Source organism: Rhizobium sp. AP16 (assembly GCF_000281735.1).
Taxonomy (GTDB): domain Bacteria; phylum Pseudomonadota; class Alphaproteobacteria; order Rhizobiales; family Rhizobiaceae; genus Rhizobium; species Rhizobium rhizogenes.
On record NZ_AJVM01000065.1, the window covers coordinates 213,017 to 235,652 of the forward strand.

The 22,636-nt window shown below is 59.6% G+C and carries 17 protein-coding genes; 4 read left to right on the forward strand and 13 right to left on the reverse strand.

Translation table 11 applies throughout. From position 1 onward, the window contains the following. Nucleotides 1-66: 66 nt before the first annotated feature. The 5 genes from PMI03_RS19140 to PMI03_RS19160 form a co-directional block, all read right to left on the reverse strand. Nucleotides 67-2,529 carry a glycosyl hydrolase 2 galactose-binding domain-containing protein gene (locus PMI03_RS19140; RefSeq protein WP_007696434.1) on the reverse strand — a complete coding sequence of 821 codons (2,463 nt, stop codon included), beginning with the start codon at nucleotides 2,527-2,529 and terminating at the stop codon, nucleotides 67-69. A 55-nt stretch (nucleotides 2,530-2,584) separates the two neighbouring features. Then, on the reverse strand, nucleotides 2,585-3,676 hold the full coding sequence (locus PMI03_RS19145; RefSeq protein ID WP_007696436.1) for an ABC transporter ATP-binding protein: 1,092 nt from the start codon (nucleotides 3,674-3,676) through the stop codon (nucleotides 2,585-2,587). A gap of 3 nt (nucleotides 3,677-3,679) precedes the next feature. Next, complete coding sequence (locus tag PMI03_RS19150; protein ID WP_007696437.1) at nucleotides 3,680-4,621, reverse strand: carbohydrate ABC transporter permease; 942 nt, start codon at nucleotides 4,619-4,621, stop codon at nucleotides 3,680-3,682. Further along, nucleotides 4,614-5,519 (reverse strand): carbohydrate ABC transporter permease, encoded by a 906-nt coding sequence (locus PMI03_RS19155; protein WP_007696439.1) that lies wholly within the window; start codon nucleotides 5,517-5,519, stop codon nucleotides 4,614-4,616. The genes PMI03_RS19150 and PMI03_RS19155 overlap by 8 nt, the downstream gene beginning before the upstream one ends. Before the next feature lie 210 nt (nucleotides 5,520-5,729). Continuing rightward, nucleotides 5,730-6,965 (reverse strand): ABC transporter substrate-binding protein, encoded by a 1,236-nt coding sequence (locus tag PMI03_RS19160; protein WP_007696444.1) that lies wholly within the window; start codon nucleotides 6,963-6,965, stop codon nucleotides 5,730-5,732. A gap of 463 nt (nucleotides 6,966-7,428) precedes the next feature. Here PMI03_RS19160 and PMI03_RS19165 point away from each other — a divergent pair, with 463 nt between their 5' ends. Next, nucleotides 7,429-8,460 (forward strand): LacI family transcriptional regulator, encoded by a 1,032-nt coding sequence (locus PMI03_RS19165; RefSeq protein ID WP_007696445.1) that lies wholly within the window; start codon nucleotides 7,429-7,431, stop codon nucleotides 8,458-8,460. 68 nt (nucleotides 8,461-8,528) lie between these two features. Here the strand turns inward: PMI03_RS19165 and gndA are convergent, their stop codons facing one another. After that, a complete protein-coding gene (gndA, locus tag PMI03_RS19170) occupies nucleotides 8,529-9,956 on the reverse strand; it encodes an NADP-dependent phosphogluconate dehydrogenase (protein ID WP_007696446.1) in 1,428 nt (475 codons plus the stop codon). Between the two features lie 290 nt (nucleotides 9,957-10,246). Here gndA and PMI03_RS19175 point away from each other — a divergent pair, with 290 nt between their 5' ends. After that, nucleotides 10,247-10,645 (forward strand): SRPBCC family protein, encoded by a 399-nt coding sequence (locus PMI03_RS19175; protein WP_007696447.1) that lies wholly within the window; start codon nucleotides 10,247-10,249, stop codon nucleotides 10,643-10,645. 6 nt (nucleotides 10,646-10,651) lie between these two features. On the opposite strand, the gene PMI03_RS19180 is transcribed toward PMI03_RS19175, so the two are convergent. The 6 genes from PMI03_RS19180 to PMI03_RS19205 form a co-directional block, all read right to left on the reverse strand. Next, entirely contained in the window at nucleotides 10,652-11,269 is a 618-nt protein-coding gene (locus PMI03_RS19180; protein ID WP_007696448.1) for an ABC-type transport auxiliary lipoprotein family protein, read from the reverse strand. 38 nt (nucleotides 11,270-11,307) lie between these two features. Beyond that, nucleotides 11,308-12,678, reverse strand: coding sequence for an MlaD family protein (locus PMI03_RS19185; protein WP_007696449.1), 1,371 nt, complete (start codon nucleotides 12,676-12,678; stop codon nucleotides 11,308-11,310). An 8-nt stretch (nucleotides 12,679-12,686) separates the two neighbouring features. After that, nucleotides 12,687-13,550, reverse strand: coding sequence for an ABC transporter ATP-binding protein (locus PMI03_RS19190; protein WP_007696450.1), 864 nt, complete (start codon nucleotides 13,548-13,550; stop codon nucleotides 12,687-12,689). A 12-nt stretch (nucleotides 13,551-13,562) separates the two neighbouring features. After that, nucleotides 13,563-14,723 carry an ABC transporter permease gene (locus PMI03_RS19195; protein ID WP_007696451.1) on the reverse strand — a complete coding sequence of 387 codons (1,161 nt, stop codon included), beginning with the start codon at nucleotides 14,721-14,723 and terminating at the stop codon, nucleotides 13,563-13,565. A 156-nt stretch (nucleotides 14,724-14,879) separates the two neighbouring features. Next, a complete protein-coding gene (locus tag PMI03_RS19200; RefSeq protein ID WP_007696452.1) occupies nucleotides 14,880-16,103 on the reverse strand; it encodes an MFS transporter in 1,224 nt (407 codons plus the stop codon). Nucleotides 16,104-16,269: 166 nt separating this feature from the next. Further along, a complete protein-coding gene (locus tag PMI03_RS19205) occupies nucleotides 16,270-17,094 on the reverse strand; it encodes a UDP-2,3-diacylglucosamine diphosphatase (RefSeq protein ID WP_007696453.1) in 825 nt (274 codons plus the stop codon). Nucleotides 17,095-17,438: 344 nt separating this feature from the next. Between PMI03_RS19205 and PMI03_RS19210 the strand changes: the two genes are divergently transcribed. Then, nucleotides 17,439-19,751, forward strand: coding sequence for an NADP-dependent malic enzyme (locus PMI03_RS19210; protein WP_007696454.1), 2,313 nt, complete (start codon nucleotides 17,439-17,441; stop codon nucleotides 19,749-19,751). A gap of 155 nt (nucleotides 19,752-19,906) precedes the next feature. After that, nucleotides 19,907-20,782 carry a hypothetical protein gene (locus PMI03_RS19215; RefSeq protein ID WP_309574421.1) on the forward strand — a complete coding sequence of 292 codons (876 nt, stop codon included), beginning with the start codon at nucleotides 19,907-19,909 and terminating at the stop codon, nucleotides 20,780-20,782. On the opposite strand, the gene PMI03_RS19220 is transcribed toward PMI03_RS19215, so the two are convergent. Continuing rightward, entirely contained in the window at nucleotides 20,742-22,526 is a 1,785-nt protein-coding gene (locus PMI03_RS19220; protein WP_007696457.1) for an ankyrin repeat domain-containing protein, read from the reverse strand. The genes PMI03_RS19215 and PMI03_RS19220 overlap by 41 nt on opposite strands. Nucleotides 22,527-22,636 lie beyond the last annotated feature (110 nt).

Below are 22,636 nucleotides of genomic sequence, written 5' to 3' on the forward strand. Positions count from 1 at the left end.
TGGCCTCACGGCCTTCTGTCATGGGCCAACGGCCCTGAAATACCGCCGGATGGCGGCCGGATATCCTCAATCCACCGATTGGCTGGACTGGAGGTCGTAAATGCGGAAGTCAGGAACAACGCCGGCAAGCGGCTTTGTCGGCGTAAAGACGATACGGCGGCTTTCGCCGGCGGCGAGGTCGAAGGCGTTGTCGGAATAACGCCCCTCTGTCTCGCTCTCGATCATAACGAACAGCGCCAGTCCCCGAGCGGTGATAGTCAGCTCCACCGTGCCATTTTTCTCGATCTCTTTCCTCTGGACCGTCAGGCCCGCCGGCTGAAGCTCCAGCGCCTTGTAGGTGCCGTGGACATAATGCCCCTCGCCGCCCATGCCGTTCGATGCGGTGAAATGCCATGCCAGCAGGCAATCGTCTGGCACCTGCGAGGCATCGATGGACAATGCGGTAACAGCCGCATCCGGCGTGCAGACCGCATGGGCCGTCGTCAGCGGTACACGTTCCCCATCGAGCTTGAGCAGTGACACAGCGATATCGACGGTAACATCGACATTGGTGTCATTGACCAGTGACAAGCGGATGGTCTTGTTGTCCTCCGACGGTATGGCCGCGACCGAGACTGGCTGGAAGAAGCGGCGCACCAGATAGTGCATCACCTTCCAACGCCCGCCGTAATCGAGGCTCGACCATGAGGCGACCGGCCAGGTATCGTTGAGCTGCCAATAGATGGTCCCCATGCAATGCGGCTTCAGCGACCGCCAATATTCCACCGCCGTCTTGATGGCGAGGCCCTGCTGCACCTGGCTCAGATAGACGAAGTTCGGGAAATCCTTCGGGAAGCGGAAATAGCGGAACATCGTGCCGGCGATGCGCTCGTTGCCGCCAGCATTCTTCTGGTGCAGCTCCATCACTGGAGACGCGATATTCATGTCCTTGGCGTCGGCATAGGTCTTGATGACCGGCAGCGACGTGTAGGACTGGAAGCCGAATTCCGAGCAGAAGCGCGGACGCACGGAACGATAATTGTCGAAGGACTTGTTCTCGTGCCAGACCGACCAGTAGTGCATGTCGCCGGAGCCGTCTGCATGCCAGGCATCGCCGAAGTTGAGATAGCCGGACGCCGGGCTCGACGGCCACCAGATCGCATCGGGCGCTGCCTTCTTCATCGCCTGCTCGATCGTCCGATTGAGGCGATCGTAGGAGACGAGATAGCGGTCGCGATCGTTGCGGGATTCCTCGAACCAGGTGAGCGCACCCACCAGCTCGTTGTCACCGCACCAGAGCGCGATCGACGGATGCGTCGCCAGCCGCCGGACCTGATAGCTAACTTCGTCCGCGACATTCTCAAGGAAGTCGCCGGTCGAGGGATAGAGATTGCAGGCGAACATGAAGTCCTGCCAGACCATCAGGCCGAGCCGGTCGCAGATGTCGTAGAACCAGTCATGCTCGTAGAAACCACCACCCCAGACGCGGATGATGTTCATGTTGGCGGCCGCCGCCGACTGCAACAGGTCCTCGGTCAAGGCAGGGCTGGAGCGTGAAAATAGTGCATCGGCCGGGATCCAGTTGGCGCCGCGCGCAAAGATCTCGCGGCCGTTGACCTTCAGCACGAAACGACTGCCCGCCTCGTCCTCATCGGTAATGAGCTCGACGGTGCGCAGGCCGATCTGGCGGGTTACGGTTTCCGAATTGGTCTCAACGGACAGTGTATAGAGCGCCTGCTCGCCACTGCCGGCCGGCCACCAGAGCTTCGGCTTGTCGATATGGAAGACATGAGTGATCGAGGTCTCGCCGGCATTGACGCCGATATCGAGCCGCAACCGCTCATCCTCCAGCGCGAAATAGACTTGGGCGACGCCGGTGCCTTTCGCAAACAGCGATGCCGTCACCTTGAGATCGACCGAACCGTCCGCATTGTGGAACTGCTGCGTGACGACATTTTCGATGCGGGCAGTCTCAAGCTTCTTCAAGACGATGGTGCCATAGAGGCCGAGCGGCGCGACCGCAATGTTCCAGTCCCAGCCGAAATGGCATTGCGGCTTGCGCAGCATGTTGCCATTCGGGATCGGCGAATTGGCCGTGCTGTAAGGAATATAGAACGGCTGCTTCGCCTGCAGTTCGGCGCCTGCCTTAACGCTGGAATGCAGCACGATGCGGATCGTATTCTCACCGGCCTTCACGGCCTTGGAAACGTCGGGACGGTAGCGCTGGAAGCTGTTGTTGCCCTCAAGCACGAGCACGTCGTTGACATGGACGCTCGCCACCGTGTCCAGATAGTCGATATCCAGATACCAGTCGCCGTTGGCATCATCGAGATTGAAGCTGCGCGTGATCTGCCAGTCCTGATTGGCAACCCACTGCACCACCTCTTCATTCCGGCCGAAATAGGGATCGGGAATGAGGCTCGCCGCATGAAGCGCGGTATGGACGTCACCAGGGATCGGCATGGAGAGGGAATGATCACTGTCGGGGGACGTCAGACGCCACGAACCAGCCAGATCGAGATTGAAACCATCATTGAATGCGGACGACATCGGACTTCCTCGGACTGCTATGGACGGAGGCGGCCAAGCCGCCCCCGTTTTATGACTAGATTCTGAGTTCTGTTTGCGCATCGAAGAGCGACGCGACCGTCATGTCGAAGCCGAGCTTGACACGCGACCCCGGGCTGAAGCGCCGCGCACCGTTGATGCGTACCGACATGGTGTGGCCGGCATGATTGAGCCAGAGCAGGTTGTCGGCGCCCATCGGCTCTTCGATATCAACGGTCGCATCGTGCGTTTCCGCTCCGGACCCCAGATCCTCATTGACCTTGATATGCTCCGGTCGAGCCCCGAGAACGACCTTGCGGCCGGCCACCAGCGGCTCGGCGGCCCTGTAGCCGTCAAGCGAGAAAATCACGTCATTGGTGGCGAAGGCGACCTTGCCGTCGCGATTGACCAATTCACCGTGCAGGAAATTCATCGACGGAGAACCGATGAAGCCGGCGACGAACAGGTTGCGCGGCTCATTGTAGATAGTCGTGGGATCGTCGAGCTGCATGATGATGCCGTTCTTCATGATGGCAATGCGGTCGGCGAGCGTCAGGGCTTCGATCTGGTCGTGCGTGACGTAGATCATGGTGTTCTTCAGCGACTGATGCAGCCGCTTGATCTCGACGCGGAGCTCCGAGCGCAGCTTGGCGTCGAGGTTGGACAGCGGCTCGTCGAACAGGAACACGTCAACGTCGCGCACCAGAGCACGACCGATTGCGACACGCTGGCGCTGGCCGCCGGAAAGCTCGGCCGGCTTGCGCTTGAGCAAAGGCTGGATCTGCAGGATTTCGGCGGCGCGGGCGATGCGCTTGTCGATCTCCGCCTGCGGCACCTTGGCGACGTGCAATCCGAACGACAGGTTCTTTTCGACTGTCATCTGCGGATAGAGCGCGTAGGACTGGAACACCATGCCGATACCGCGGTCTTTCGGCTCCTCCCAGGTGACATTCTTGCCCTTGATGAAGATCTGCCCTTCGGTGATATCGAGCAGGCCGGCGATGCAATTGAGCAAGGTCGACTTACCGCAGCCGGACGAGCCGAGCAACACGAGGAATTCGCCGTCCTGGATCTCAAGATTGAGGTTCTTCAGGACGCTGACCGCGCCGAAATCGAGCGACAGTTCCTTGATTGAAACGCTACTAGTCATAAATCAACCCTTCACTGCGCCGGCGGCGATGCCACGGACGAAAAGCCGTCCGGAGACGAAATAGACGACCAGCGGAACAAGACCCGTCAGGATCGTTGCCGCCATGTTGACGTTGTATTCCTTCACGCCCTGGACGGAATTGACGATATTGTTGAGCTGCACGGTCATCGGATAATATTCCGGCCGGGTGAAGACGACGCCGAACAGGAAGTCGTTCCAGATACCGGTGATCTGCAGGATCATGGCGACGACGAAGATCGGCAGCGACATGGGCAGCATGATACGCAGGAAAATCTGCCAGAAGCCGGCGCCGTCGATACGCGCAGCCTTGAAAAGCTCCACGGGCAGCGATGCGAAGTAATTGCGGAACAGCAGCGTCAGGATCGGCATGCCGAAGATGCTGTGCACCAGGATAAGTCCGCTAAGCGTGCCGTAGATACCGATTTCGCGCAGCACGATGACGATCGGGTAGATCATCACCTGATAGGGAATGAACGCGCCGACGACGAGGATCGAGAAGAACAGATCCGCCCCCTTGAAGCGCCAGTTGGCAAGTGCGTAGCCGTTGACCGAAGCGATCGCGATCGAGAGGATCGTGGATGGCACTGTGATGCGAACCGAATTCCAGAAGCCGCGAGAAAGACCGTCGCAATTGAGACCGGTACAGGCCGTCGCCCAGGCTTTCACCCACGGCTCGAACGTGATCTCGAGCGGCGGCGAAAAGATGTTGCCCATGCGAATTTCGGGCATTCCCTTCAGCGAGGTGACGATCATCACATAGAGCGGCAACAGGTAGTAAACGGCGGCAACGAAGAGCGTGCCGTAAAGCATGATGTTGCGGCCGGAGAGCACCGGGCGAGGCTTGCGGCCATTCGGTCCCGAAAACGTCTTGCCGGTCAAGGTCGCGGCATCATTCGCGTTGTTGAGAGTAACAGGATCAGCCACGCTTGCGCCCTCCGCCGAATTCCAGATAGGCCCAGGGGATAATGATGATGGCGACAGTCACCAGCATCATGGTGGAGGCGGCAAATCCCTGACCGAGGTTCTGCGCCTGGAACATGTAGTCGTAGACATATTTCGCCGGGACTTCCGACGAGATGCCGGGTCCGCCGCTCGTTTGCGCGACGACGAGGTCGTAGACCTTGACGATGCCGCTGGCGATGATGACGAGTGTGGTGATGAAGACTGGACGCATCATCGGAATGACGATGAACAGATAAGTCCTCCACATGGGGATCCCATCCACGCGCGCCGCTTTCCAGATGTCCTCATCGATGCCGCGCAGACCGGCGAGCATCAGGCACATCACAAGACCCGTCCCCTGCCAGAGCGCTGCAATCAGCACGCCGTAGATGACGATGCTCGGCGTATAGAGTGGATCGAAGGTGAAATTCGTCCATCCGAGCGAACGCACCACCGACTGGATGCCGAATTCCGGATTGAGCAGCCACTGCCAGACCAGGCCGGTGACGATGAAAGAGAGGGCGAAAGGATAGAGGAAAATCGTGCGGAAGGTGTTTTCGAAGCGGATCTTCTGGTCCATCAATGCCGCCAGCACGAAGCCGATGACGAGACTGAAGATCATCGAAAGGATGCCGTAAACCGCCAAATTTTCAATGGACACGATCCATCGTGGCGCTGCCCACAATCGATGGTACTGGTCCAGCCCGACAAAACTGAGACGAGGCAGCAGCTTCGAATTGGTGAAGGAATAAACCACCGTCCAGATCGAGCCGCCAAGGAAGATGACGACAGCCGTCAGGATCATGGGAATGGATGCAATCTTCGAGTTCAGATTGCGCAGATATTGATTTGGCCGGCCGGCTTTCGCTTGACCCGTCATTGTAGCTCCTTCTGCATCGCGACTGCTTCGACGATCAGAACCGGATCTTGATCGCGGTTCCTGCGCTTCCCCTCACCCACTGTAACCGTCACATACATGCGGATCCGCCGGCCATGAGGGGTGCTGTGGCAACCGGATCACGCTATGTGTCCCGGCCGTGATACCGGCCCGCTAAGCAAAGCCGGTATCACTACAGCGAGAAGATAGCGGTCAATCAGCCGCGGCGATGATGTCGACGAAGCGCTTCTGCGCCGCTTCCGGCGTCATCGCGGGATTTGCGAAGAACTCGGAGAACAAGTCCTCCTTCTGCTTCTGGGTATCGGCAGAAAGAAGCTGGTCCGTCCCCTCGATCACATTGCCCTTCTTCAGGATCTCAAGGCCCTTCTTCATGCAGTCGTTGGCGGCCGCGAGATCCACGTCGCCACGAACGGGCAGCGAGCCCTTCTTCAGGTTGAAGGCGACCTGCGTCTTCGGATCGAGCAGCGTCTTAGCCAGCACTTCCTGAGCCTTGGATTTGGCATCGTCCTTCAGCAGTGGGAAATAGAATGCATCGCCGCCTGTCGAAATGACTTCATTGACGCCGAGACCCGGAAGGCAGGTATAGTCCGTGCCAGCCTTCTGGCCTGCCAGCGCAAACTCGCCCTGCGCCCAGTCGCCCATGATCTGACCGCCGGCCTTGCCGGTGATGACCAGGTTCGTGGCCTGGTTCCAATCCTGAACATTGGAGCCCTTGGACAGCTTGCGGGCATCGTCGGCAGCCTTGAAGACCTTGGCGATTTCCGGTCCGGCCGCGACTTCCTTATCCTTGTCGCCGAACACCTTCTGGAAGGTATCCTTGCCGGCGATGGCGACCATCAACACGTCGAACGCACCTGCGGCCTGCCACGGCTGACCACCCAAGGCGAGCGGAACGATGCCGGCCTTCTGCAGCGCCGGACCAGCGGCAACGAACTCATCCCAGTTCTTCGGAACCTCGACGCCGGCCTTCTTGAAGGCTGCGTTCGAGAGCCAGAGCCATTGCCACGAATGGATATTGACGGGCGCGCAATAGATCTTGCCGTCGATCGTGCAGGAATCGAGCAGGCTGGCCGGACGAATGACATCCTTCCAGTGCTCCTTCGTGGCGACATCGGTCAGGTCGCGCATGAGGCCGGCCTGGACAAGCTCCTCTGCCTGGCGGCCGTGGTTGAATTGAGTAGCGCCCATCGGATCGCCGCCGGTGATGCGGCTGACCATGATCGGACGCGCGGTACCGCCGGAGCCGGCAATCGCACCATCCACCCAATGATTGCCGGTGGCGTCGAACGCCTTTGCAAACTCGGCCACCGCGGCAGCTTCGCCACCGGACGTCCACCAATGCGTTACCTCCAGATCGGTCGCGTTGGCCGCTCCCAGTGGCAACACGACCGACGCAGCAAGCGCAGTCGCCATCAAACGAATATTCATGAGTTTTCCTCCCTCACTGAAACGTTGCCGGAAAAACGTAGTCTAATCATTTTCAACGCGCAACCGCCTGTTCGCGAAATTTTACCGAAAGCCCGAATATGCGATTTCAGATTACAGTTATGCTTGCAAAGAATGCGATGTGCTTGACGATTCACCAACTGCCCGTATCAACCGAATTTTCCATTAGTTCATTGATTTTTTTCGATTAAAATTGCTGCACCGCTCCATAAATCTCGCATATCGCTTCGCAGATGCAAAATTTTTCATCCAAGGCTGTGGATTCAACCCCTGGATATCTTATTTGACATCAAGGCAGAAAAAGCGCTCGACTTTTCTACTGTATCGTTACAGATTTCTGCAATGAGGGAGGAGCGGCCGTATCACGCATGTGCTTGCGGCGCTGCCGCAGGCGATATAAGCGCATGGTCGCGGGAGAGGCGGCCGGGAGGCAGGCTTGGACGAGATGGATAATAAGAAAGCTTCAGGCGGCAGTATTCAGCCCACGCCCGAGCGGCCGACGTTGAAGACGATCGCCTTCATGACCGGCCTTGGGATCACGACTATTTCGCGCGCCCTGAAGGACGCTCCGGATATCGGCGCTGAAACCAAGGAGCGCGTGCGTATGGTGGCCCGTCAACTGGGTTACCAGCCAAATCGCGCCGGCGTGCGCCTGAGGACCGGCAAGACCAACGTTATCGCGCTGGTGCTCAGCATCGATGAGGAAATCATGGGCTTCACCAGCCACATGGTCTTCGGCATCTCCGAGGTTCTGGCCGGCACGCAATATCATCTCGTCATCACGCCGCATTCGCACAGCAAGGATCCGCTGGTGCCGGTGCGCTATATCCTCGACACCGGATCGGCCGATGGCGTCATCATATCGCGCACCGAGCCGGACGATCCGCGCGTGGAACTCATGCATCAGCGCGGCATGCCCTTTGCGACGCATGGGCGCACGAACATGGGAATCTCCCATCCTTTCCATGACTTCGACAACGAATCTTTCGCGCGCGAAGCGGTGCGTGCGCTGGTCGCCAAGGGACGTCGCCGCATCGCGCTGCTGCAGCCGCCGGGCAAGCTCAATTATTATCTGCACACCCAGATCGGCTTTCAGACGGGCTTGCGCGAGTATCAGGCTCAGGAGGTTCCGCTGAGGGCCAGCACCGATACGACGCTCGCCGAGATCAAGGATACGGTCGAGGCGCTGATGCGCTCCCCGCATGCGCCCGACGGCATCGTCTGCTCCAGCAGCGCCGGCGCTATCGCAGTCAATGCCGGCATCGAGGCGGCGGGCTTCCGTCTTGGCCACGACATCGACATGGTCGCCAAACAATCGACCGACGTCCTGAGCTGGATCCGCCCGGAGATCATCGCGATCCACGAGGATTTCCGCCATGCCGGCCGCGAATTGGGCAAGGCTGTGATCGCCCGTATCGACGGCATCGAGCCGGAACTGCTGCAAAGCATCAGCTCCCCGATCTGGCCGAAAGGCTGACGGGCACGAAAAAACCCGCCGGACACTTATCCGGCGGGCTCTTTTATCTTCAAAATCAGCCGAAAATATCAGCCGTTCGCACCGCTGCCCCATGGGCCGTGGTGGATGTCCTTGCCATCGACACGATCGAAGCCATGGGCGCCGAAGAAGTCGCGCTGGGCCTGGATCAGGTTGGCGGTGCCGCGAGCCTGGCGATAGGCGTCGAAATAGGTCAGAGCGGAGGCCAGCGCCGGAACCGGAAGGCCGGAGGCCGTGGCGGCCGAAACGATGCGGCGTAGCGACGGGATCGATTCCTTGACCATCTCGGCAAAAGCCGGGGTGACGATCAGGTTGGCGGCATCCGGCGTCTTGGTGAAGGCGCTGGTGATCTCGTCGAGGAACTGCGAACGAATGATGCAGCCAGCGCGCCAGATCTTGGCGATGACCGGCATCGGCAGCGACCAATTGAACTCCTTCGACGCTTCCGCCATGACGGCAAAGCCCTGCGCATAGGCGCCGATCTTGGCAGCGAACAATGCCAGTTCCAGATCCTTCAACAGGTCCGGACCGAAGGCGATCGGGAACTTGTAGTCCGGCGTGCCGAAGATCTTCTCGGCGGCTTCGCGCTGGCTCTTGATGGCCGACAGGCTGCGGGCGGCGACGGCGGCTTCGATGGCGGTCGCCGGAATACCCATGTTCTGCGCTTCGATGGCAGACCACTTGCCGGTGCCCTTCTGGCCGGCCTTGTCGAGGATGACGTCCGGCATGGCGCTGCCGGTGGCCGGATCCTTGGCGGCCAGAACCTTCTCGGTGATCTCGATCAGGTAGGAGTTGAGGCGACCCTTGTTCCAGTCACCGAAGATACCGCTGATTTCTGCAGCGCTCTTGCCGAGGCCGTCGCGCAGGATACCGTAGATTTCGGCAATCATCTGCATGTCGGCATATTCGATGCCGTTGTGGATCGTCTTGACGAAATGCCCTGCTCCGTCATTGCCGAGCCAGGCGACGCACGGATCGTTGTTGTATGTGGCAGCAATCGAGGTCAGAACCTTCTCGACGCGCTTATAGGACTCCTCGGTGCCGCCGACCATGATCGACGGGCCATGGCGCGCACCTTCCTCGCCACCGGAAACACCCATGCCGATAAAGGTCAGGCCGGTATCCTTCAGGCGGTCGAAGCGGGCGATCGTGTCGCGGAAATTGGCGTTGCCGGCATCGATCATGATGTCGCCCTTGTCGAGATAAGGCTGCAGCGCCGCCATCTGCTGGTCGACCGGCTCGCCGGCCTTGATCATGATGATGATCGGCCGCGGCGGACGAATCGATTCGACGAATTCTTCGATCGTCTTGCAGGGAATGATCTTGTCCTTCAGCGCACCCGCATTCGCATAGAATTCATCCGTCACCTGCGGTGTACGGTTGAACACCGCGATCTTATTGCCCTTTTCGGCAATGTTGAGCGCCAGGTTCGATCCCATTACAGCGAGACCGATCAGTCCGATTTCTGCCTTTTCCACGACAATCCTCCAATAATTCTCTTGCTGCGCCTCACATCCCATCGCATGCGCAGAGGACGCAGTGATATTTTGAAATGACGCCTAAGCCTTCCCCGAAACCGATACCGCCTTTCGGGAGTTATGCGTTGGGCGTGTTGTTGCACTCCGGGCGCAAAACGGCAAGCCTTCGCCAGTCTCGAATCGGCCCCATTGCAGAACCGGGCAAGAATGCTGCAGGATTTTTCAAAAGATCGGCTTCAGCAACCTAACCCGATGGTGCACCGAAGGCGGATATAGAGGAGGAAGCATCCATGTCGACCATGCCCGCCAAGATCGTTCATGTCTCCATCGACCGCCCCTGGCGGGAGGTCCATGGCTTTGCCGGCCGCCCGGAAAACATGCCGCTCTGGGCCTCAGGCCTTGCATCCGAACTGGAACTGGATGGTGAGGATTGGGTCGCCAAAGGCACTCTCGGCACCGTCCGTGTCCGCTTCTCACCCCGCAACGACTTCGGCGTCATCGACCATACGGTGACCCTCGACACCGGCTTGCAGGTCTATAATGCACTGAGAGTCGTACCAAATGGCGACGGCTGCGAAGTCATGTTCACGCTGCTGAGATTGCCCGGAATGACGGACGAGCAGTTCGCGGCCGACGCAGCACATGTGCTGAAGAATCTCAACACATTGAAAGCGCTGATGGAGCGATAGCCGCGCTCAAAGCGAGCGCAGCGTCCAGTCGACGATCTCGGCAGTCACGCCGGCAAAGGCCGTGTCGAGCCCCCGAATGAAATCGGGGTTGCTGCCGCCGGTGACCGGAACAGCTTTGCGGAAGACGCTCTGCGACTTGATCGTGCCCGTGCGGTCATTGAGGATCTTCACCGAGATTTCGACAGCGGCGGACTTCTGGCCGCCAGCCGCATCAATCTCGAAGGAACGGATGTCGGTGACAATCTGATAGTCGATCGCCAGCCCCTGCCCCGGTACGCCGACGCCGCCAAGCTTGCCGGTATTCTCGAAGGCTTCGACCAGCTTCGATTGCACCATGCGGCTCAGCTTGTCGCTCCACTGCGCCTTGCCGAGATACTGGATTTCAGAGGGCGAGACGCGGATGACGATCAGGTTGCTGTCGAGCGCCTGCAATGCCGTTGGCGGCGGAATCAGGATCTGCTTGCTCTTCATCAACGGACCGCTCGCCTTGACCGAGGCCGAGAGGTCATAAGTATCGTTGGATGGCTTGGAACCGCAGCCGCTGAGCAGGGCCGCGAGCAGCGGCAGAACAATCGCTGCCTTCCGGTACACCTGATAACGCTCACTCGAAACGCAACCGACCATATTCCGCATATCCCTCACAGTCCAAAAACCGCTATCCATCAACGCCGCGCCCGGCCGTCATATTGCTTGACCGTATCGCCACCAAACAGCAGGCGCTGCGGATTGCGATCGAAGTTAGTGATCGTGCTGTTGAGATTGTCAACCGTGCCCCGCATGTCGTTGATGAGGGTCTGGACGTTGCTCAGACCGCTGCTCGAGAACTTCTGCAGATTGTCGGCGATCGGCCCGATCCGGGCGTTGAGATTGTCCGCCATCTTCTTGAAGGACGTGAGCGTGTCCTTGGCTTCGGCAAACAGCGACTGCGTGTCGCCGGAGCCAAGCAGCGTGTCGACCTTGCTGAGAACGCCGTCGACCTTGCCGGACGCCGAATTCAGCTTCTCGGAAATCGACCGGGCATTGGCAATCGTCTGGTCGATATCCTGCTGGCGGGCGGCAACCGAATTGGCAACGTCGCGGATGGACGTGACGGCCGCGCGGGCGTCCTTGGTCACCTGCGTAATGTCGTCAACCGAACCTTTCAGCTTGGCGGGATCGATCTGCGCCACGATGGCGTCGACGCGGTCCAGCGTCTGCTGTGCCTTCTGGCCGAAGGCATTGTAGGTGTCGGCGGTCTGCTTGAAGGCAGCCACGGTCGCCTTCAGATCGGTCGTCGCATCCGCCACGTTGGCGGTGATCTTGTTGGCGTTGTTGACGACCTCATTGATCTTGTTGGCGTCGACCGCACGCACCAGTTTCTCGACGGCTTCCAGCGTCGAGTCGATACGAGTCGAGACATTCTTGAAGGTGTCGGAAAGCTGCCCCATGCTGGCGAGGAACTTGTCGATATTGTCGGAATTGTCCGACAAGGCCTTGGAGAACGTCTGCGCGTTGCGCACCGTATCGGTCAGCGGCGCGCGGGAATCCGAGACGAATCCCTGGATATCGCCGATCGTGTCGTTTGCGCGGTTCAGGATCTTGTCGGCGGTATTGAGCAGGTTCGTGACGCTTGATTGATCGGCGAGCAGCACGGCGCGCTTGCCGGTATCGACTGAGCGCTTGAGGATGTTCTCGTCACCGTTGCGGCCGCCGGAAAGCTCGATATAGGCAGCGCCCGTCAGACCCTGGATCTCCAGAATCGCCTTGGTGGACGTATAGACCGGCGCGTCTGCCCGCACTTCGGTAAAGGCAAGCGAATAGTTCGGATCGTCGGCGTCAATCGAAAGCCCCTGCACGGAGCCGACCTGAATGCCGTTGAAGCGGACGGGCGAGCCGACGCTCAGGCCGTTTGCCGAGCCCGGAATGCGAACGACCAGTTCGACCATCGGGCCGCCCCGGCCATATTCGGCCATCCAATAGACGAAGCCGAACGCGGCCGCGATGACCAGCAATGTAAAGAACCCGACGATCGTATAGTTGGCTTTGGTTTCCATTGTTCCAATTACTTCTCGCGGCTGTGGGCGCCAGCGCCGTTGTCGTCGTTGCGGTCTCCAACCCTTCCCGTCGGCACGATCGAACGCGCGCGTTTACCACGGAAATAGGACTGCACCCAGGGGTCGTCGCAGGCGAGCATGTCCTCAACCGTTCCTTCCACCAATACCCGTTTCTGCCCGAGAACGGCAATACGATCGCAGACGGAAAACAGGCTGTCGAGGTCGTGAGTCACCATATAGACGGTCAGGCCGAGCGTGTCTCGCAGCTTGGCGATCAGCTCGTCGAATTCCGCGGCACCGATCGGGTCGAGGCCAGAGGTCGGCTCGTCCAGGAAAACAAGGTCGGGGTCGAGCGCCAGGGCTCGCGCCAGTGCCGCACGCTTGATCATGCCGCCGGAAAGCTCTGACGGGTATTTGTCGGCGGCATCGGCGGCAAGGCCGACCATGCGGATCTTCAGATGCGCGAGCTCGTCCATCAGGGCTTTCGGCAGGTCGAGATATTCCCGCATCGGCACCTGGATGTTCTCCTTCACCGTCAGCGAGGAGAATAGCGCACCCTGCTGGAAGAGCACGCCGAGGCGCATGTCGAGCCTGTTGCGCTCCGGCTCGGAGAGCTTGTCATAGTCTTCGCCAAGGATCTCGATCTTGCCCGAACGGCGCGGCAGCAACCGCAGCACCGTGCGCAGCAGCACCGACTTGCCAGCGCCGGAAGCACCGACGAAGCCCAGGATTTCGCCGCGATAGATATTGAGGTTCAATTTATCGAGCACGACTTTCGATCCGAAAGCAACGGTAACATCCCGTGCCGACAGCACGATGTCCCTGCCATGCTCATCTTTTTCCAGGGAGATTTCCGAGTGAAGCGCGCTCATCGTTGATATCCCTCAGAAATCGATCGCGGCATAGAACATGGCGAACAGCCCGTCCATCAGGATCACCACGAAAATCGACTTCACCACCGAGGCAGTCACATGCTGCCCGAGCGATTCGGCGCTGCCGCCGACCTTCAATCCCTCGACCGCCGCGACAATGCCGATCACCAGCGCCATGAACGGCGCCTTGATCATGCCCGAGATGACAGTTGAAAGGCTGATCGCCTCATGCAGGCGCGCAATGAAGGTAGCGAAAGTGATACCGGAATAGGCCCAGGTTACCGTCGCCGCGCCGAAGAGTGAGGCAAAATTGGCAAGGATCGTCAGCAGCGGCAGCGCCACGGTCAACGCCACCAGTCGCGGGAAGATCAGCACGCCGATCGGGTTCAGACCCATCACCTTCAGCGCATCGACCTCTTCGCGCATCTTCATCGAGCCGATTTCGGCGGTGATCGCGCTGCCCGAGCGCCCGGCGATCATGATGGCGGTCAGAAGCACACCGATCTCGCGCAATTGCAGGATGCCGACGAGATCGACAACGAAGACCTCGGCGCCGAAATAGCGCAGCTGAAATGCCCCCTGCTGCGCGATGATCGCGCCGATCAGATAGGACATCAATAGGATGATCGGGACGGCGCGCACGCCCATATGGTCGATCTGGTTGACGATCGAGGCCGGCGAAACGCCGCTGCCGCGCCCGAACTTCAGCTGCGCGCCGCGCACCGCCGAGCCGAGAATATACATGGCCGCAACAAGATTGCCCCAGACCTCGTAGACGGTTTCGCCGATCGGCGCAAAGATGCGCTCCGTCCAGGATTTATTTTGCCGGGGTTCCGGCTTCTCGGCATCCGGGTCTTCGGTAAAGGCCGTCAGCAGCTCGTCGATATGCGGATTGGAGCCCTCGATGCTGACGCTGGCGCCATGCGCTTCCTGGCTCTCCTTTAGGCGGCGGATCAGCAGCGCTCCGGCGGTGTCGACATCGGAGAGATCGGAAAGATCGATCACTACCCGGCCGCCAGCGCTCCGCGTCGTCAGCTCATCGATGCGCCGCAGCACGCCATGGACATTGGCGCTGCGCCAATTACCTTCCAGCCGATAGCGATGCCCGTTGCCATCGGGCTCGTCGTCGATCCTCGGTGCATCGGCTTTCTGTACGGCTGCTTTCAAACTCATACATCTTTCAAGTCTTGCGGCACACTCGCCGACTCGGGAATCCCCCGCGCGACGCTAATCGTTAATACACCGAGTTCATAGGCGATTTCTATGCCGCGCAAGCGCCAAAGATATGGCATGGCATTTTGATATCTAAATGAAACCACTTTGCACGACTTATGAAGCCTCGCTCGCTCTTCCCCCGACCGAGGAACTCCGAGGTTGAAGACTACGCGCGAAAACCACCATGGCAAGACCGAAGGCCGCAACACCGGACATGATGTAGTAGCTGGAAAGACCGAGCCAAGCATAGAGATAGCCGGACGCCAGGGTCATAAGCCCGAGAAACATGCCGTTATAGAAAAAATAGGTGCCTTGGGCCGAAGCTTCCTGCGTTTCCTGTACCGAAGCGACGATGCGCCGCTGGATGCCGGTATGCACGCAGGCAAAGGTGCAGGCATGGAAACATTGCAGCATGAAATAGCCGGCGAAACCGAGATTGATCGGGAATAGGATCCAGCGGACGACGCACACGGCCGAGCCGAAAAAGATCAGTGTCCAGGCGCTGAACCGCCGGCCGAGCATCCTCGACATGAAAAACACCATGACCTCCGCCGCCACCCCGATGCACCAGAGGACGGCGATCTGCGTGCCCGAAAAACCGAGCTCGCGCCAATAGATCGACGCGAACGTATACATCATGGCGTGGCTCGACTGCTGCACCGATACACCGATCATGGTGACCAGCAATTGCGGAGACCGCAGCGAGCTGCCTGTTGGCGCCTGCAAATCGATCGGTTGATGATGGCGCCGTCGCGTTGGCCCTATGCGCGGACAGAAGAAGGCCATCAGCGTTGTCAGGACGAAGCCCGCGACCATGGCGGGGAGAACCGTCGTACCGCCCCATTTGCCGATCATTTGACCGCCGATAAGGGTCGAGACGATGAAAGCGATCGATCCCCAGACGCGCATCGAGCCGTAATCGAAACCCCAACGCCGTACGCCGGAAACGGCAATCGATTCAACGATGGGCACGTAAGGCGCATATGTCGCCCCCTGGATACCGTAGACCAAAAGCACCGGCCAGAAATCGCTCGTCCAGTAAAGCGCAATCGCCGTCAACAACGACAACGCACCCGACCAGAACAGCACAGTGGCGCGTTCCTGCACACGATCGGCAAGCATGCCGACAATAGGCACGACAAGAACCCGCACCACCATCGGCACGGCGAGGATCAGACCAATCTCGCGATCGCTGAAATTCAACCCGGCGAGCCAGACCGGAAAAAACGGCAAGGCAATCCCATTGACGATCAACGGAGCACAATAGGACAAGGCTGTGCGCAACCGAAAATACGGTGGCGCGGCCTCGCCCTGCAAAGATTTTGTCGCGGGAATCATGACAGACCTGAAGGGAACTGATGTGTTCCTAGCACCCTATCGTGATTACGACTATGGCGAGAAATGGCCTTGCTGCAACGTTTCAGCCCAAAATGGCGAAAGCAGCGGGATCCCGGCGATCAATAATTGTGACGGGTCGTTATTGGGCCCGTGAGGCGACGAAATATTACGCCGCCTGCGCTCCAAGCGTTTCCGGCAATTCATCACCAGCAACGCCAACCGGTTGGGTTTCGGCAATCGACTGCCAAGTGATCAGCTCGAACGTGCCGTCGTCATGCTCGGCGATCGCCGTGCAGCTTTCGACCCAATCGCCGGTATTGATGTAGCGGATGCCATCGAAATCCTCGATGACGGCATGGTGGATGTGGCCGCAGATGACGCCATCGGCATCGCTGCGCTTCGCCTCTTCCACGACGACGCGCTGGAACTCGCCAATGAAGTTGACGGCGTGCTTGACCTGAAGCTTCGCCCAGGCCGAGAAAGACCAATAGGGCATGTTCAGGCGGCGGCGAACCGCGGCAAGGCCGATATTGATCAGGATCGCCATGTCATAGGCCCAATCGCCGAGATAGGCGAGCAGACGGGCATTGCGGACGACGACGTCGAATTCGTCGCCATGCAGAACGAGATACTTCTTGCCGTCGGCGGTCTCGTGGATCGCGCGCTGGGCCACCTCGATGCCGCCGAAATGCGTGCCGGGGAAGTCGCGGAGGAACTCGTCGTGATTGCCGGGGATATAGACGATGCGCGTGCCCTTGCGCGCCTTGCGCAACAGCTTCTGCACGACGTCGTTGCAATCCTGCGGCCAGTACCAATTGCGCTTCAGCCGCCAGCCATCGATGATGTCGCCGACCAGATAGATGGTGTCGGCGTCGTGAAGTCGCAGAAAATCGAGAAGGAAGTCCGCCTTGGCCGCTTTAGAGCCGAGGTGCACGTCAGAAATGAACAGCGTTCGATATCGCCGGGTGTCCATGTTTTCATTCACGAACATTTGTCCGTGCCCTATCCTACGTTGGCTAATCCAAAATCAGACTCGTGTTTCAGGAAGATGACAAATGCTGTGCGGAGCGCTCCCGGTGAGAAATTGCCCGCGTTTTGCAGCTATGGCGAGCTCCAGCCGATCGGTCATGAAACTCGCGGCCCTGAGCGGGACCATCGGTCCTTGCACCTCACAATGTCTGGTCCGCAATGCCGGGGTTTCCGCAAAAGAAAATTTATGCCTTTGCCGCGACAAAAAACCCTTCAGCAGCGTCAAATCCATACTGTGCACTCCCGGCGATTGATGTATGGAGGGGATTTGAGGCGCACGCGCGCAAGCAGGAATGGAGAAGCGGGATGGATACGCACGACACATCGAAGGCAGCCAAGAACATGGCGAGTGGCAATCTCGACGAACAGGCGCTCTTCTTTCATCGCTATCCCCGCCCCGGCAAGCTGGAAATCCAGGCGACCAAGCCGCTCGGCAACCAGCGCGACCTGGCGCTTGCCTATTCTCCCGGCGTCGCCGCACCCTGCCTTGCCATCCGCGACAATCCGGAAACGGCCTTCGACTACACCTCGCGTGGCAATCTCGTCGCAGTCATCTCCAACGGCACCGCGGTGCTTGGCCTTGGCAATATCGGCCCGCTGGCCTCCAAGCCGGTGATGGAAGGCAAGGCGGTCCTCTTCAAGAAATTCGCCGGTATCGATGTGTTCGATATCGAAATCGAAGCCCCAACTGTCGATGAGATGGTCGCTACGATTTCCGCACTCGAGCCCACATTCGGCGGCATCAACCTTGAAGACATCAAGGCGCCGGAATGCTTCGACGTCGAGCGTCGTCTGCGCGAGAAGATGGACATTCCGGTCTTCCACGACGACCAGCATGGCACCGCCATCATCGTCGCCGCCGCCATTCTCAACGGCTTGGAACTGGCCGGCAAGAAGATCGAGGACGTCAAGATCGTCGCCTCCGGCGCCGGTGCCGCGGCGCTTGCCTGCCTCAACCTTCTGGTCATTCTCGGTGCCAAGCGCGAAAACATCTGGGTCCACGACATCGAGGGCCTCGTCTATGAAGACCGCAACGTGCTGATGGACGAATGGAAATCGGTCTATGCCCAGAAGAGCGACAAGCGCGAGCTTGCCGAGTCGATCGGCGGCGCCGATGTCTTCCTTGGCCTGTCAGCCGCCGGCGTATTGAAGCCCGAGCTGCTGGAACAGATGGCGGAAAAGCCGTTGATCATGGCGCTGGCCAACCCGACGCCGGAAATCATGCCTGATCTCGCCCGCGCCGCCCGTCCCGACGCGATGATCTGCACCGGCCGCTCGGATTTCCCGAACCAGGTCAACAACGTTCTCTGCTTCCCCTATATCTTCCGCGGCGCGCTCGATTGCGGCGCCAAGACGATCAATGAGGAAATGAAGATGGCGGCGGTACGCGCCATCGCGTCGCTTGCCCGCGAAGAGCCTTCGGACGTGGCCGCCCGCGCCTATACGGGCGAGACGCCGGTCTTTGGACCGGACTATCTCATCCCCTCGCCCTTCGACCCGCGCCTGATCCTGCGCATCGCGCCGGCTGTGGCGAGAGCCGCTGCCGAAAGTGGCGTGGCACTGCGCCCGATCGCCGATTTCGACGCCTACATGGACGAACTCAACCGCTTCGTCTTCCGCTCCGGCTTCGTCATGAAGCCGATTTTCGCCGCCGCGAAGATCGCCGAGCGCAAGCGCGTGGTCTTCTCCGAAGGCGAAGACGAGCGCGTTCTGCGTGCCGCCCAGGTCCTCCTGGAAGAAGGCACCGCCGTGCCGATCCTGATCGGCCGCCCCAACGTCATTGAAACCCGCCTGAAGCGCTACGGCCTGAAGATCCGGCCGCATACCGATTTCGCCGTCATCAACCCGAATGACGATCCGCGCTTCCGGGAATATGTCGAGCTTTATTTCTCGCTCGTCGGCCGCAGCGGCGTCATTCCGGAAGCAGCCAGAACGATCGTTCGTACCAACACCACGGTCATTGGCGCCCTGGCGCTGAAGCGCGGCGATGCCGACGCATTGATCTGCGGTCTCGAAGGCCGTTACGAACGCCATCTGCGCATCGTCCGCCAGATCATCGGCAAGCGCCCGGATGTCGGCGACTTCTCCGCTCTCAGCCTGTTGATCTCACAGCGCGGCGCGACGTTCTACACCGACACCTATGTCACCTTTAACCCGAATGCAGCGGAGATCGCCCAGTCGGCGGTGCTGGCGGCCGAGGAAATCAAGCGCTTCGGCATCTCGCCGCGCGTCGCCCTCGTCTCGCATTCGAACTTCGGATCGCGGGAATCGGAAAGCGCCACCAAGATGCGCGATGCTCTGGCACTCGTGCGCGAAGCGGCGCCGGAGCTGGAAGTCGACGGCGAAATGCACGGCGACAGCGCCATTTCCGAAAGCCTGCGCCGCCACGTCATGCCGGACAGCACGCTTTCCGGCGAGGCGAACCTGCTCGTCTTCCCCAATCTGGATGCCGCCAACATCACCCTCGGCGTCGTCAAGACCATGACCGATGGCCTGCATGTAGGCCCGATCCTGCTCGGCACGGCGCTTCCGGCCCACATCCTGTCACCCTCCGTCACCTCGCGTGGCGTCGTCAACATGGCGGCTCTGGCCGTGGTTGAAGCATCACAGCCGAATTGATCTGAGATTCACCGCGGGCGGCCGTCTCCAAAGGCGGCCGTCACGACACAGACGGCGGGTTATTAGCCGGATACATCATCACATTTAATGCTCTTATTTTCGTCGGTTGTTCCCCGTTTTGTGGCCTCACGCCGCCGAGAAGGCGCAAGCCAAGTTTGTTTTCCGATCTAACCGCAAAAAATCTTTCACAATCAGCATGTTTTGATGGGTACGTTGTTAAGCAACACGGTATATTCTCCGTGGAGATCAAACCGCTTTTCGAAGAGCACAACGTGAACCGCGGCAAAAAATTCTACTCCTCTCTCTTGCTATCCCTGCTGGCGGCGACGCCGGCCCTTGCCCAGGCGAATGCCATCTGCGACGAATTACACGTCCGATATGCCGACACGACGGAGATTGTCGGCGCCAATGCGGAGACGCGTCAGCTTTCGCGATCCATCGTCCAGCAGAACATGGCAATACGGCGCCTGAAGAGCGACATGCGCAATCAAGGCTGTACGTCCGACAGCAGCTTGACCATCCTCGGCTCCGACAACGAGGCTGCCTGCGATGACATGCACGATGCGATGGAGCGGATGCGCGATGACCTTGCATCGCTGATGGACGAGCGTGAAACGAGCGTGTCCCGCATCGACGATGCAGGCTTGGAGAGGCGGCGATTGCTGGATGACATGCAGCGGAACGGTTGCAGCACTCCGATGTCGGCCACGCCGGACACCGTCATCGACACCCGCGTGAAACCCGAGGGTTATGCACCCCAGCAACAATCGCTGGCGCAGCCGGAAAGCTCGATCACGACGATAGAGACGCAAAAGCCCAAGACGGACGACGCCGCTCTGCCGCAGCAGAAGACTGCGGTGATAGCCCCTCCGGAAATTACTCCGGTTCAGCCGAAACAACTGCAACCTGATCGACCCTACGATCCCGCGACCAACAAGGTGCGCCAGGTCGGCCCACAATTTCTTGCGACCGACCAGGGCACGCTCGACCTCAAGCATCCGAAAGAGGTTGGCCCGCAGCCGTCGCAATAGGCTGCCGCAACAACGCGATGACGGCCTCGTCGCCCATCTCTCTCGCGAGATCGGGATAGGATCGGCCGGACGCATCTCTCACAGAACGATCGGCGCCACGTTCCAGCAGGAAGCGCACCGCATCAACGCGACGATTGAGAATGGCAAAGCCAAGCGGCGTCATCCAGTCACGGTCCACACTTGCCTCCCCATGCGGACGAAACTCACCGAAGCGAATGTTCATCAGCTCCGGATGGGCACCCAGATGCACGGCCAGTTGGTCGATCTGGCCATAGGCAGCGGCCGCAAAGATATCGAGCGGCTGCGTTTTCAGGAACTCCACCATCTCTGCTCTGCCATTATACTCCGCCCAGCCGATCGGCGGCGCATAGTAGTAGCGGTCGCGCACAGTGGTATCCGCACCATGCTCGATCAGCAGTTTCGCCATCGCGATATGGCCATGCAAAGCAGCTTCGTGCAGCGGTGTGCGGCTGGTCATGGCGCTGACGTCGAAGCCCAACGCCAGCATAAGGCGAACAGCCCGCAAATCATTATCGCCGGCGGCCTCATGCAACATGGCAGGGTGAGCCCGGCGCATCGCTTCGGGAATATCGAGGTCACCCGCTACTCTTCTCTTGATGTAATCGACAAGTATCGCCGGATCGGCCGTTGCATCCCGGGGCTTCTGCCGAATGAGAATATAGACCCAATCCTCTTGCTTTATACGAACAGCTATAGCTCCCTGCTGAACGAGATACAGCGCCAGATCCTTGTCATTTCCTAGCCGCGCCCATTCATAAGGCGTTCGGCCATTGACCACCTTATTGACATCGGCCCCATGCTCGATCAGCAGCCTGACACGCTCGCCCATGCGCTTCTCGCAAGCCCAGGCGAGCTGATAGTCGAACACCGTCTGTGCATTCGCCACCAGCATGCCATCCTCGCGCACCAGCCAGTTGTTGCTGTCTTTAGCGGAGAGCCCGTATTCCAGCAGCAGCTCAAGGCAGGAATTATCGGGCTCGAACATCCGGTTATAAAGTGCCTGGCTGTCGTTCGCCGCCGCACCCGCATCGAGCAGCAAACGCGCGAAAGCCTCGCATTCCGGATGTTGCGGCTGTCCGATCTTGCCAGCCTCGCCCTCGCCGAAAACGCCGGTCAGCGCCGTAAAGCGATATTGGCCATGGTCAAGAAAGAAGGCATTGGGATCGGCGCCGCGCTCAATCAGAACCCTTGCCGCCGGCAGGCTGGATCGGCCGGGCACGCGGGCATAGGCGGCATAGAGCAGCGGCGGCCAATCATAGGGACCGCCTTTGCGCTCGAGAAGCTGCGGTTGGCGATCGAGCCAACGCGCGACGCCGTCAGCGTCACCGAGAGCAGCGGCAATATGGATGCTATCCCCGGCAATGTCGGAATTGGCCTCCAGCAGTTGCAATGCCTCGTCGAAGCGCGCCGGATCGGCAGCAATATGGGAAAAATAGGACACCGTCGCCAGCGACAGGAATTGATTGGCAAGCTGATCCAGCGGAACCTGTCCGCGATTGGCGCTTTCCAGATGCGCCTTGAGTTTCGCCCAGCTCGAGAAGCCATGTTCGCGGGCAAGGACAAGCTGGATGTCCTGAAGCCCGATATCGGTGACATCGGCAAAGTAAGGCGTGACACGGCTTCGGGCCGATGCGTCACCCGACTGAGCGGCTTTCAGAAAAGCCTTGGCCTGCTTTTTGAGAGAATCGAGAGTGGCGTTACCCGCCAGAGAGCGCGTGGTCACAAAGACCTCCTTTCATTCACGTCCGGTATCCGCGCCCACAGACTGAAAAGAGGTGTGGCAGTCTTTAAGTTCTATGCATCAGGTGGGCCTTGCCCTTCCCGCGGATCGGA

Bases quoted from the DNA above. Each gene is read 5' to 3' on its own strand.
- PMI03_RS19190 (WP_007696450.1), bottom strand. From the start codon at position 13,550: ATGAGCGCGCTTCACTCGGAAATCTCCCTGGAAAAAGATGAGCATGGC.
- PMI03_RS19175 (WP_007696447.1), top strand. From the start codon at position 10,247: ATGTCGACCATGCCCGCCAAGATCGTTCATGTCTCCATCGACCGCCCC.
- PMI03_RS19180 (WP_007696448.1), bottom strand. From the start codon at position 11,269: ATGGTCGGTTGCGTTTCGAGTGAGCGTTATCAGGTGTACCGGAAGGCA.
- PMI03_RS19165 (WP_007696445.1), top strand. From the start codon at position 7,429: ATGGATAATAAGAAAGCTTCAGGCGGCAGTATTCAGCCCACGCCCGAG.
- PMI03_RS19140 (WP_007696434.1), bottom strand. From the start codon at position 2,529: ATGTCGTCCGCATTCAATGATGGTTTCAATCTCGATCTGGCTGGTTCG.
- PMI03_RS19195 (WP_007696451.1), bottom strand. From the start codon at position 14,723: ATGAGTTTGAAAGCAGCCGTACAGAAAGCCGATGCACCGAGGATCGAC.
- PMI03_RS19200 (WP_007696452.1), bottom strand. From the start codon at position 16,103: ATGATTCCCGCGACAAAATCTTTGCAGGGCGAGGCCGCGCCACCGTAT.
- PMI03_RS19145 (WP_007696436.1), bottom strand. From the start codon at position 3,676: ATGACTAGTAGCGTTTCAATCAAGGAACTGTCGCTCGATTTCGGCGCG.
- PMI03_RS19205 (WP_007696453.1), bottom strand. From the start codon at position 17,094: ATGTTCGTGAATGAAAACATGGACACCCGGCGATATCGAACGCTGTTC.
- PMI03_RS19160 (WP_007696444.1), bottom strand. From the start codon at position 6,965: ATGAATATTCGTTTGATGGCGACTGCGCTTGCTGCGTCGGTCGTGTTG.
- PMI03_RS19210 (WP_007696454.1), top strand. From the start codon at position 17,439: ATGGATACGCACGACACATCGAAGGCAGCCAAGAACATGGCGAGTGGC.
- PMI03_RS19155 (WP_007696439.1), bottom strand. From the start codon at position 5,519: ATGACGGGTCAAGCGAAAGCCGGCCGGCCAAATCAATATCTGCGCAAT.
- PMI03_RS19185 (WP_007696449.1), bottom strand. From the start codon at position 12,678: ATGGAAACCAAAGCCAACTATACGATCGTCGGGTTCTTTACATTGCTG.